Origin of the sequence: Rhodococcus sp. (in: high G+C Gram-positive bacteria) (assembly GCF_049286785.1) — a bacterium.
GTDB lineage: Bacteria > Actinomycetota > Actinomycetes > Mycobacteriales > Mycobacteriaceae > Rhodococcus_F.
The window spans coordinates 1-12,799 of sequence record NZ_JBAQEO010000584.1; the positions used below are offsets into that span (position 1 = coordinate 1).

6 protein-coding genes are annotated in these 12,799 nt (G+C 67.5%); 3 read left to right on the forward strand and 3 right to left on the reverse strand.

What is annotated here, in order from left to right; genetic code table 11:
• The coding region (locus WAW17_RS21215) for a peroxiredoxin (RefSeq protein WP_422334885.1) at nt 1-323 on the forward strand (323 nt) is incomplete at its 5' end.
• Between the two features lie 339 nt (nt 324-662).
• On the opposite strand, the gene WAW17_RS21220 is transcribed toward WAW17_RS21215, so the two are convergent.
• Nucleotides 663-1,508 (reverse strand): mycofactocin-coupled SDR family oxidoreductase, encoded by an 846-nt coding sequence (locus WAW17_RS21220; protein WP_422334886.1) that lies wholly within the window; start codon nt 1,506-1,508, stop codon nt 663-665.
• Between WAW17_RS21220 and WAW17_RS21225 the strand changes: the two genes are divergently transcribed.
• Together WAW17_RS21225 and WAW17_RS21230 are read left to right on the forward strand one after the other, a co-directional pair.
• The gene (locus WAW17_RS21225; protein WP_422334916.1) at nt 1,477-1,545 is read left to right on the forward strand and encodes a GhoT/OrtT family toxin; all 69 of its coding nucleotides are present in this window, start codon (nt 1,477-1,479) and stop codon (nt 1,543-1,545) included. The genes WAW17_RS21220 and WAW17_RS21225 overlap by 32 nt on opposite strands.
• A gap of 247 nt (nt 1,546-1,792) precedes the next feature.
• On the forward strand, nt 1,793-2,416 hold the full coding sequence (locus WAW17_RS21230) for a TetR/AcrR family transcriptional regulator (protein WP_422334917.1): 624 nt from the start codon (nt 1,793-1,795) through the stop codon (nt 2,414-2,416).
• On the opposite strand, the gene WAW17_RS21235 is transcribed toward WAW17_RS21230, so the two are convergent.
• Nucleotides 2,413-2,805, reverse strand: coding sequence for a holo-ACP synthase (locus WAW17_RS21235; RefSeq protein WP_422334887.1), 393 nt, complete (start codon nt 2,803-2,805; stop codon nt 2,413-2,415). The two genes, WAW17_RS21230 and WAW17_RS21235, sit on opposite strands and share 4 nt — an antisense overlap.
• A 24-nt stretch (nt 2,806-2,829) precedes the next feature.
• A complete protein-coding gene (locus tag WAW17_RS21240) occupies nt 2,830-12,135 on the reverse strand; it encodes a fatty acid synthase subunit beta domain-containing protein (protein ID WP_422334888.1) in 9,306 nt (3,101 codons plus the stop codon).
• Between the last annotated feature and the right edge of the window lie 664 nt (nt 12,136-12,799).

A 12,799-nucleotide genomic window follows, 5' to 3' on the forward strand; every position in this document is an offset into this window, starting at 1 on the left:
AACAGGCCTGCGATTTCCGCGACAACCTGGCGGAGCTCAACGGGGCCGGCCTCGCTGTCGTCGGCATCTCGCCCGACAAGCCCGCAAAACTGGCGAAATTCCGCGACAACGAAAACCTGACGTTCCCCTTGCTGTCCGACCCCGACAAGACCACCCTCACGGCGTGGGGGGCGTTCGGCGAGAAGAAGATGTACGGAAAGACGGTGGAGGGCGTCATCAGATCGACTTTTCTCGTCGACGAGGAGGGGAAGATCGAGGTCGCGCAATACAACGTGCGTGCGACCGGTCACGTCGCCAAGTTGCGACGGGATCTCTCCGTCTGAGCGTTCGGCGCTCAGCGGCAACGCCGGAAACCGCTTCTCGTCGAGAAGGATCGGGAGCATCCAGGGCGTAGTCGACGGACTCGCGGCGAGCGGAACGCGCGATCTCCCGGTGGAGCGTGCGGGGCCGACGACGTACAGCGAAACATCGAGTACGACTTGGACCTTCGTCGATTCCAGCTGTGGATTATCCGAGACGATCATCCCTCTCTGTGCGGGTTCGGCTCCGCGCAGACAGCGGTCGGCGTGACCAGCGACATGGTCCGCTCGGTGCGCGATCACGGTCGTCGGATATCTGGCCGCGGTCACCGAGTTCATCCGCAGGACGTCGAGATAGCTCGCCTACCCCCCGGCGAACTTCTCGGACGTGCCGAGATCCACGGGCAGGGCTATCCCGGTGATGGCCCGGCCGGTGTCGCTCACCAGATACAGAACGGCGTCCGCGATCGCCTCGGGTTCCACCCAGGGCTCGGGAAGTAGATTGAGTTTCTGCATGATCTCCGCGGTGTCCTCGAGGACCGGGCTCTCCAGGTCCGGCCGGAAGGCGCGCACCATCTTCTCGTTGTCGATCATCGGGGTGCGGACGTTGCCCGGATGAACGGAGTTGACGCGGATGTTCGCCCAGGCCAACTCGTTGGCAAGCGACTTGGCCATTCCGCGGACAGCATGCTTGGCGGTCGAATAGTGCAGAATCCCGGGAACACCCCGGAGACCGGCCATCGAGCTGATCAGCACGATGGAACCACCCCGGTTTCCCGTCATGATGTGCGGAATCGCGACCTTCGTGGTCTGCCAGACCCCGGTGACGTTGATGTCCATCATCTCGCGGAACTCGGCGGGTTCGAGGTCCCAGGACATCTTTGCGGATGCGGCGATGCCGGCGTTGGCGACGACGATGTCGAGCCGGCCGAACTGCGCGACGCCGGCATCGACGGCTTCCTGCAGTTCATCGAGGTCACGGGTATCCGCCACCCGGGAGGCGATGCGCTGTCCCTGTGCCTCGACCAGCGCCACCGTCTCGGCCAGGTCCGCTTCGGTGGCCATCTCGTATCCCACCGACTTCACGGGCGCACACAGATCCACCGCGATGATGTCGGCACCCTCGGACGCCATCTTGACGGCGTGCGCACGTCCCTGACCCCTGGCCGCGCCGGTAATGAACGCGACCTGGCCACTCAGCTTGCCCATCGTTCTCCTCAGCTCGAAAACTGGAACACGTTCATAGTGCTGCGCCGGGAGGGATCCGAACAATCGATTCCCTCTGAGTGGGACAACCGGGTCGGACAACCGCGTGGGACAACCGAGTGGACAACCGAGTGGACAAACAGCACGACGCGAAGCTCCCGCGGGGACGGATCTTCGGAATCCGGACAAAAGACAGATAGCCTAGGGCCGTGGAGTCTCCAGCCAGTAAGCAAGCGCCGCGCCGCATCGACCCGGCGTTGGAGCTGCAGTCGGACCCGCAGGAGCTGATGCCCCGCCGACGTCCGACCCAGGAACGCAGTCGCCGCAAGTTCGACGCCCTGCTCACCGCGTCGAGGGAACTACTGGTGGATGTGGGTTTCGAGTCGTTCACCTGTGAAGAGGTGGCAGCGCGGGCCGACGTACCGATCGGCACGCTGTACCAGTTCTTCGCCAACAAGTACGTGATCGTCTGTGAACTCAACAGGCAGGACCTCGTCGGCGTCCAGCACGAACTCGCTCAGTTCAACGGCGAGGTGCCGTCGCTCGACTGGCTGCGATTCCTCAACAGTTTCGTCGACCACATGGCCGGTCTGTGGACCTCGGACCCGTCGCGGCGGGAGGTCTGGCTGGCGATGCAGTCCACGCCGTCGACGCGCGCGACGGGGGCAATCCACGAGAAGGCGTTCGCCGAGCAGGTCTCGCGCATGCTCGCGCCGCTCACACCGCACACGTCCCGCAAGCGCCGCACGATGATGGCCGAGGTTCTCGTCCACGTCGTGTATTCGATGCTCAACTTCTCCGTGCAGGACGACCAGAGTCACGCGGACGCGGTAGCCGAACTCAAGAGGCTGATGGTGGCGTATCTGCTGGTCGCCGAAAAGGAGTCGAGGTCGGCCACGCAGTCGAACTAGGCTTCCTCGATCACGGCGAATGCGCCCGCCATGTCTCCGTCGTGAGTGAGGGAGATGTGAATTTTCACGTCCGTCAGATGCTTGGCGACGTCACCCCGTAGCCGGATGCTCGGCCGTCCCCACGCGTCGGTCACCACCTCGATCAGGTGATGGATGGTCTCCGGCAGCACCGGTGGGCTGGCGAAGAGCGCAGTGGACCAGGCTTTGATCACTGCTTCCTTCGCCGCCCACCGGGCAGCGAAATGTCTTGCCGGATCGGAGCTCCGAGTAACGGCGTCCCGGCGCTCGCCCGGTGTGAAGTTGTCGAGCATGGCCGTCCCCGGCCGGTCCAGCTGCTCGGCGAACTCCGACACCGTGACGAGGTCGAACCCGATTCCCAGAACTCCCATCCCTGTGTTCCTACCCGCCTGTTCCTACTTGCAGCCGGGTAGACCCGAGGTGTACACGTCACCGGATCCGAGGCGTGCCGACCGGGTGAGCAACACGTCCGCCTCGAGCTGGCGGGACGCCGCGGCCGGCACACTGTCGCCACCGAATCGACGATCCGCGGGACGCTCGTACAAGCTGTCGCCTCCGCACATAGCCTTCGCGAGGCGACGCCGGCCTTCCACCGCACGCCTCTGTGCCTGCTCGAGGTACGCCTCCCGCTTGCCGGCGGGGATCGACTCCACGAACGCCTGCGGATGAACCACCGCGACCAGTCCGGACACATGGCCGAAGCCGAGGCTGGTCAGCAGACCCGCGCGCAGCGGGAACTGCTCGCCGAAGCGGAGCGGCTCCCGAGCCCACACCAGGTGTTCGAACTCTGCCATCTTCTCGTCGACGCAGTCGAGGCTGCGGTTCGGCGGGACGACGCCCTGAGCCAGCACCTGGCAGAGACCGATCAGCTGGAACGCCGCGGCACCCCCCTTGGCGTGACCGGTGAGGCTCTTCTGCGAGACGACGAACAGCGGTGCACCTTCGCTGCGGCCGAGAGCCCCGGCGAGGCGTTCGTGCAGCTCCGCCTCGTTGGGATCGTTGGCGGCGGTCGAGGTGTCGTGCTTGGAGATCACCGCGATGTCGTCGGCGCTCACGCCGAGCTTGTTCAGCGACTTCGCGAGCTGCGAGTCCACTCCCCCGCGGCCGGCGCCCAACGCGCCGATACCGGGAGCCGGGATCGAGGTGTGCACACCGTCGGCGAACGAACCGGCGTAGGCCACCACACCGAGGACGGGCAGTCCCATCTCCACTGCGAGGTCACCGCGAGCGAGCAGGATCGTTCCGCCACCCTGTGATTCGACGAACCCGCCGCGACGGCGATCGTTGGCCCGCGAGAACCGCCGGTCCTCGATGCCCTTGGCGTGCATGTCGTCGGTCTTCGCCGTGGCGGACATGTCACCGAATCCGATGATGCCCTCCGCACTGAGGTCGTCGAACCCGCCGGCGACCACCAGATCGGCCTTACCCAGCGTGATCTTGTCGACGCCCTCTTCGACGGACACCGCAGCCGTGGCACACGCCGCGACCGGGTGCACCATCGCGCCATAGCCGCCGACGTAGGACTGGACGACGTGCGCCGCAATCACATTCGGCAGGGCTTCCTGCAGGATGTCGTTCGGCCGGTTCTCCCCGAGCAGCGTGTCGATGTAGAGCGACCGCATGGAGGTCATGCCGCCCATGCCGGTGCCCTGGGTGTTGGCCACCAGCGACGGGTGCACCCAGCGGAGCAGTTCGCTGGGCGTGAAGCCGCCGGTGAGGAAGGCGTCCACCGTCGCGACGATGTTCCACAGGCCCACCCGGTCGACGGACTCGGCCATATCGGCCGGGATGCCCCACTTGGTGACATCGAATCCGGTGGGGATCTGACCACCCACGCTGCGCGTGAGCTTCATCTTCCGCGGCACCCGGATCTCGGTACCCGCACGGCGGGTCACCTGCCAGTCACCGGTGTCGGGCACCGGGGCGGCAACCGTGTTTTCCGGGTCGGCCTCGACGAAGGCCTGGGCCTCCGCCTCGGTCCCGACGACGAAGCTCAGGTCCTTGTCCAGGAACACCGACGTCAGCAGCGGAGCCGTGTTCTCGATCATGGCGCCGTCGTCGGCGTAGCGGCGAATGCCGCAACGCTCGACCACCGCGTCGTGGTAGCGGTCCGCGATCTCGGCCTCGGGAACGAGTTCCCCGGTCTCTGCGTCGTACCAGCCGGGCTTCGGTGTGGTTTCCCACCCGACCAGGCCGGTGTTCCACGCGAGTTCGAGCACACCTGCCGCCGAGAGCTTCTCGTCGACCTCGAACTCGAACCGGGTGCGTGCCGAACCGTAGGGCCCGAGCTCACCGGCACCGACGATGACCACGAGGTCGGCCGGATCCACCTTCAGTTCGGGCCATGACGGAGTGACGGTCTCCGAGATCCGCGGCGGAGCCGGCAGTGCCGCGATGGTGTCGCGGTCCTCGACCTCGTCGGTCGCTGCGGCGGCCGCGTCCTGCGCTTCCTTCGCGAGGGCGGGCAGGTCCAGCTTCGCCTGCGCCAGGCCACCGGTGAGATCCGCCGCGAGCGGTTCGGTGGCAGCGAGGCGACGAGCCTCGGGCTCGCACCATGTCAGCAGTTCGGTCGCCATCTCCTGGGTGGACCAGGTACGGACTCCGGCGCCTTCGACCGCCTCGACCAGCGGATCGTTGCCGCCCATCAGGCCCGTACCGCGAACCCAGCCGATGAGAGCGTGCACCAGGGTGACACGCTCGGCCCAGTTGCGCTCGGCCTTCCACCGTCCGACCACCGCATCGAGCGCGGCCTTGGCCTCGCCGTAGGCACCGTCGCCGCCGAACATTCCGCGGTTGGGCGAGCCCGGCAGCACCACGTGCAGATGAGTGTCGACGTCACGGTCGTAACCGATCTTCGACAGTCCGCCGATCAGACGCTCGACCGACCACAGCAGAACCCGCATCTCCATTTCGGCGCGGGCGCCGGCATCGGCCAGATCGCCTGCCACGCGGGGCGCGGCGAACGGGAACAGGAGGGTCGGGGTGACCGCTTCCTTGACCAGCTTCTTCGACGCACCGGCCGTCTCGTACTGGGCCTCACCGATCCACTCGATGAGTGCGTCGATGTCCGTGTACGACGCCATGTTCGCGGGAATCACCCAGAGGGCTGCTCCGGCGCGGGCATTGTCGCGATACAGGTCGCGGTAGAAGCCGAGACGCTTGTCGTCGAGACGTGAGGTGGTCACGAAGACGGTGGCACCGCCCGCGAGGAGTTTGCCCGCCACCGACGCGGCGATGGATCCCTTGCTGGCTCCGGTGATGACAGCGACCTCGTCGGCCCACTCCGCGGTCTCGTCGGCAGCGGTGACCGCTGCCTCCGCGATGCGCCCGTACTTCTCGGCGAGAGCCGTTCGGCCCTCGCCGGTGGCACGCTGCTGCCACCACTGCGCCTGCGCCGCAACGGTCTTTCCTGCGCCGGCGAATGCTTCGATCTCCACCGCGGTGTCATTGATCCACAGACGGGCCAGGTCTTCGCGTGCGCTGGCCCACCGGTCATCGAGCAGGACCGCCTTCTGACCATCGAATGCCGGAGCGACGAGACGCGGCCAGTCGGAGCCGAGTTCCGCCGACACCAGATCGACGAGTTCGGTGTCCGAAGGCGACGCAGCCGCCACCGCGTCGTCGGCGAAGCCGAGCTGTTCGAGCACGAGCCGGGCAGCGGAGGCGAGAACGCCGTCGCGACCGGTGATGTGTTCGGTGAACTCACCGAGTGCCGCTGCGTCGACAGTGCCACCGGCACCGCCGCCGGAGCTGGGCAGCGATACCGAGATCCCGCGGCGCGAAGCCACTGCGGCCACGGCGCTGTCGATGACCGCGTCGACCGCAGCGCCGTCGGCGAGACCGCCGCCGGCCAGGCCACCGAGGTCACCGCCACGGACGCTGGAGCCGTCGCGGGTTCCCAGCGCCACCTCGGCGGTGACGTGGTGCGCCCAGCCGTCGCCGAGTTCCCAGACCTTCTTGACCCGGTCTGCGACTGCGGCGGGACGACGGCCCGAGGGTCCGAAGACCTTGCGGAGGTGATCGTTGATGGAGTCGGACAGCACCGGACCGAACGGCTTGTAGGTACGGGCCAGGGAGTCGACCGTGGCGGCGAGCGAGCCCATGTCGGCGTCGGCGGCACCGTCGATGGCGCCGAGCGACAGTTCGGAACCGAGGTCGACGAGCAGCTGGTTACGCCGTGAGGACACACCGTCGCACAGAGCCTCGATCGTGTCGGCGGGGCCGACCTGATCGGGACGGAGCTTGGTCCACAGGCTGATCAGCACCTTGGTGGCGTCCGCAGCCTTGAACGCGATGTCCTCGGGACGGGGTCCGCCGGACGGGGCGGCAGGGGCGGCGGCCGGAGCTGCTGTGGGAGCCGACGCGGCGGGTGCCGAGGACGCCGGCGCCTCGGGCTCGTCGTCCTCCACAGGCGCCGGGTCGACGTCCGTGGAGTAGACGATGGACGCCTCGCGCTCGATGTTGAGCACCTCGACCGGGTAGCCGAAGCGGCCCGGCAGCTTGAGGGTCTGCGACGCCAGGTTGGCGACCGTCGGGACGGAGCCCAGGCCGATCTCGACGAACCGTTCGACACCGAGTCCACCTTCGGACTCGTCGGCGAACAGCAGATCCTGCGTCTCGATCCAGCGCACCGGGCTGGCGAACTGCCACGCCAGAAGTTCGGTGAGCACCACACGGGTCAGCTTGGACGGCTGCGCCGCCCACGAGTCGAAGTCCTTCAGGACCTTGTCGAGTGGCTTCGACGGAACCAGATCCGCGATCTCCTGGACGAATTCTTTCTTCAGCGAGAACGGCTTGGGAACCAGATTCGGGATGTAGCGCCCGATAAGGATGGCCGGATCGATGTCCTGCGGGAGGAGCTCTTCGAGACGTCCACGGAAGTCGTCGACACCGCCGCGCAGCACTGTCGAGTGGAACGGCACGTCGATGCCGGGAACCATGATGTACGCGCGCTTTCCACCGAAAGCCTCACGGCGGACGTCGATTTCCTTCTCGAGCGCGTCGAGTCCGGCAACCGTGCCCGCGATGGCGTATTGCGAACCGCGCAGGTTGAGGTTGACCACCTGGAGGAATTCGCCGGTCGCCTCGGCGACCTCGGCGATGAATGCCTCCACGTCCTCGTCGGCGAGACCCATCTGCGACGGGCGGATGGCAGCCATCCGGTAGTCGGAGCGACCTGCCTCGTCACGGGGAACCAGGGCGTGCATGGCGGATCCGCGCTGGAAGACGACCTCGAGAACCGCCTCGAGGGGCAGCACACCGGCGACGGCGGCGAGGGCGTTGTACTCACCGACGGAGTGTCCGGCCAGCAGCGCACCTTCGACGAACGCACCGGACTCACGCAGTTCGGCGACCTGGGCCACACCGAGGGTCGCCATCGCGACCTGGGTGAACTGGGTCAGATGCAGAACACCGTCCGGGTGCTTGTGCTCGACGCCCCGGGCCTTGACGACCGTCGGGTTGTCGCGGACCACGGCGAGGATCGAGAAGCCGAGAGCCTTACGGGTGTGCTTGTCGGCACGGTCCCAGATCTCGCGGGCAGCCTTGGAGCGGGCGCGGGCGTCGAGCCCCATGCCGGGCTGCTGGATGCCCTGACCGGGAAATGCGTACACGGTCTTCGGGGCGGCGGTGCGGCCGGTCGCGACCATCACCAGTTCGCCGTCGATACGGCACCCGACCTCGACGACCTCGGCGCCGCGGTCCACGGCGACACGATCGACGCGGACGTCGATCTCGGCGCCCGGGCGGACCATGCCGAGGAAGCGGGCGGTCCAGCCCGTGAGTCGACGCGGCGGCGCCTTGGTCTCGGCCGGATCCACCGCGGTGACGACCTGCTGGGCGGCGGCGGAAAGCCACATGCCGTGCACGATCGGGCTGCCGAGTCCGGCGAGCAGTGCGGCGTTGTCGGAGGTGTGGATCGGGTTGTGATCTCCCGACACCTGAGCGAAGGAGCCCATGTTGCGGGGCGCGACGATGGTGGTGTCGCGACGACGGCGGCGCGGGGTGTCCACGGCGTCGTCGGTGAGCGAACCGCCTGCGCGGGCCGGATCGGTCAGCTCACCCTTGCCGGTACGTCCACGGATCGCGAATCGCTCCGACAGCGCTACGACGGCGGGAGCGTCCAGGCCCTCACCGAGCATCGCGCCGATCTCGACGTCGACCTGGACCACACGGCCGAGGTCGGTGTCGAGGATGGAGGCAACTTCGGCCTTGACCACGAGAATGCTGGTCTCCGAGGGCAGTTCGCCCACGAAGTCGACGCTGTGATCCAGGTGGACCAGGTCGAGCATGCCCTCGATGACCGACAGCGAATCATCGGTCTTTGCTGCACCGAGCACCGCGAACACTGCGGGCCAGCAGGCGCCGACGACCACGTCGGGGACGGCCTTGCCGCTGGCGCTGAGAGTGGTGGGCAGACCCGAGCCGGTGACGCCGGCGTGGTCGGCGATCAGGTCGGGGGTCCACGCGAGGTTGATCCGGGCGACACCGTTCTTGACAGCGGGCAGTTCCTGTCCGGCCGCTACCGCGAGGAGCGCTGACATGGACTCCGCGGCGTCGGCTTCCGTGACGACCGGCGCGCCACCGTCGACCACGGAGGCAGGCAGGGTGATCCGGATCGCGACGGACTTGCCGGCCACCAGCGGAACGCTGAGCAGCACTCGGGCGTCGTCGACGACCGACAGTTCGGCACCGGTGGTCTCGTGGACGGCCTTGGTATCGGACTCCACCGACCACTTGTCGACGTCACCGAGACGGCGGACGGGGTTCTGGGCCAGACGGCCGGCCCAGGTGATATCGGGAGCCGACAGCACGGCATCGAGCAGGCCGCGGGCCACATCCTGGTGACGACGGGAGACGAGGGCGACGGGAGAAACACCGGCGGACAGCAGTTCGTCGTAGGTGGCCTTCTCGAAGCGGTCGAGCAGCTCACCGACCGGTTCGTCGACCCGGGTGATTCCCGCGACGGCCACGGTGCCCGGGATGACGCAGACCTGATCCGCGGTGTAGCGGGGGTCGTGCGCCTGCCACAGCGAGTCGGAACGCCACCAGCGTCGGACGTCCCCGTCGACGACGGGCACGAAATTGACGGGTTTGCCAGGGGTCTTGCACAGCGCCACGAAGAACGAGACATCCGCGGGGTGCAGGGTGGTGGTGGCGAAGTCCGGGTACGAGGCCTGCAGGGCACAGATGGCGGCCTCGGGGCGCTCCAGGATGGCCTCGTCGGCGAACAGCGTCGGGATCGGACCGCGGTCGACGGGGTGCAGACGGGATTCGGTGCGCTGCAGCATTTCACCGAACCGGTCACGCCAGGTGACATCGAGCCACGGGCTGGCGGTGGCGACGGCAATGGCGTCCTGGAGGTCGGAGCCGCAGTCGAATTCCTGGGCGGCGTCGATGCCGACAGCCAGTTCCAGGTAGCGGCGCAGCCACTGCTCGTAGGTCATGGTCTCGACATCGCCGAAGTACGGCTTGGCGGTCACGTTCAGGGCGGCGACGATCTCGTCGCGGCGCTCGGCCACGGCGTCGGAGTCACCGGCGACCTCGTCGAGCAGACGACCGGTGCGGGACGCGGCGTTGTCGATCTCGTGGATGTCGGCGCCGAGCTGGCTACGGCCGGAGGCCATGCCGCCCTCGGCGGTTCCCGCACCGACCCAGTCCGGCGTGCCGGGGGTTTCGACGAGAAGTTGTTTCACCTCGGGAGACGTGGTGGCCTCGAGAGTGGCCATCGCGGCGGTGCCGACCAGGATGCCGTCGACCGGCATGGCCGGGAATCCGGCATCCACCGACCAGCGACCGGTGAGGTAGTCGGCTGCACGCTCCGGCGTGCCGATGCCGCCACCGACGCAGATCACCAGGTTGGGGCGGGCGCGGAGCTCGGAGTAGGTGTCGAGCAGAAGGTCGTCGAGGTCTTCCCACGAGTGGTGACCGCCGGCCTTGCCGCCCTCGATGTGGACGATCACCGGGAAGGACGGAACCTCGTTGGCGATGCGGATCACCGAGCGGATCTGCGCCACCGTGCCCGGCTTGAACGCGATGTTGGTGATGCCGACCTCGACGAGCTCCTCGATCAGCGCAACAGCCTCGTCGAGCTCGGGGATACCCGCGGTGACCACGACACCGTCGAACGGTGCACCGGCGGCGCGGGCGCGCTGCACGAGACGCTTGCCGCCGAGCTGCAGCTTCCACAGGTACGGATCGAGAAAGAGCGAGTTGAACTGCACGGAGCGGCCTGGCTCGAGGAGCGTCTTCAGCTCGGCCACCCGGTCCTCGAAGATCTCCTCGGTGACCTGGCCACCACCGGCGAGTTCCGCCCAGTGGCCTGCGTTGGCGGCCGCGGCGACGATCTTGGCATCCACGGTCGTCGGGGTCATGCCTGCGAGCAGAATCGGCGAACGACCGGTCAGCTTCGTGAACGCGGTCTCGACACCGATCCGACCGCCCGGCAGCGTCACCGGCTTCGGAAGGAAGTCGCTCCATGACGGCGGCACCTCGGGTGCTGCGCCTGGCGTGAGGAGGTTGCGGTGACCACCGCGAGTTGCCGCGGCGACGATTCCGACACCCTGGCCGCGGACCGCGGCCGACGTCATACGCGAAAGGAGGTCACCGGGACCGAGATCGAGAATCCACGCCGCACCCGCGTCGAGCGTCGTATCGACGGCCTCCACCCAGTCGACCGGATCCACGAGAACGGCACTTGCCAGTGCACGAGCCTTCTCCTGGTCGAGTCCACAGCGCGCAGCCCACTGGCCGACGACGTCCACCGCATCCGCGAGCGCGGGGTGATGGAACCCGATCTCGACAGGGAGGGGCTCGATCACGGGCGAGAAGATGGAGCCGCCACGCTTCTTGGCGTCACGTTCACGGGCCTCATCGGCCTCGATCTGCTCGAGGCGCTGCTGCACACGCGCGAGCTGAGCGGGCGGACCCGACAGGACCACACGACGGCGACCGTTGCGGATCCCCAGAACGGCGGCGCGCTCGGGCTCGAGGCCCTCGGCGAGTTCGGCGACGATCGCACGCAGGCGATCCGGATCGACGTTGGACACCGCAAGCATGGGGGTGGAGTCCGCGGCGGCGATGATGCCACGACGGCGGCCCACCAGTCCCGCGGCCGCACCGATCAGCTGAGCGAGAGCGAGGAGCTCGCCGTCCTTGTCACCTGCCGACGTGACGGCTTCCGCGGCGAGAAGTCCCTGAGAATGGCCGATCACGGACACGGGGGGCGTCACCGCGGGATCGAGGCCCTGTGCTGCCAGCGCACGCACCGCGGCGAGCTGGGTGAGGAAGACGCCGGGAAGCGATACGGCCGCGGCGAGCAGGGCGGAAGCGGACGGACCAGCAGCGGGCGCGGCTTCTTCCTCGTCGACGAGTTCCTGCTCGAGAATCCACGCGATGGGATCGAATCCGAGCGGTCGGACGACGAGCAGTTCCTGGGCCACCGGACGCAGGCGCTCGGCAGCGTCGTTCACGAGCTTTGTCAGTGCCGGCTCGAGGCCGTTGTCGCGGCTCAGCTCCTCGAGCGAGCTCAGCCAGGGCGCTCCCTGGCCACCGAAGGCGAGCGCGTAGGGCTCGCCGCCGACCAGACGGTCCACGAGGGTCGTCTTGCGGGGAGTCCGAGAGTCGTCCCGTTCTACGCCGATACGCCGCGAGCCCTTCGAGTGTGTTCCATTTCCTGCGGGTGTCGAGTCGTCGATCGTCACGAATTGATCCTCTCCTGGTCACCCCTGCGAGGAGGTGGGGATTGCTGTGTGCCGCCCTGGGCATCGTGTGCCGGCTGCATCGGCTCTGATCAGCATTTCCGGGCTGTTCAAGGTTGACACAGAATCATGAGGATTTCCTCACGTTCAATCGATGCGGGACCACCACGGCTGGCGTCACCGCCAAAAATCGGTGATGTCGATCACAGGAAGGCCCACAGGTGACTCGCGAGTAGATCGCGTCACCGCTGGACCGGTGCGGTGCGAGGACGTCCGAGAACCTGAGGAACTCCTCACGTTAATCGTTATCAATTCGTTATCACCTTGACGAGGTCCTCCCGGCATGCCATCCGCCGCCTTCTCGGCTCGAATCCGAAACGTGCCAGGCCTTCGCACCGACGTTCGGACCGATCCGGCAACGACCGCGAGCGTTCCGAGGCAAGAAATGAGCACCACACACGTCCGCGCCCTGTTCGACTACGTCGACACCGCACTGCCGCGAGGCACCCGGCCAGATCGGCCGGAGGGACCGCGCACCGGCGTGCCCACCGCGGCGTGCAACTCGCACGATCCGACTGCCTCGGCTTCACGATGCAACTCGGCTGTTCACACTCGAAACACGTGAACTGGTAGACGAATTCGTGGTCGATACCCTCGAACCCGAGGC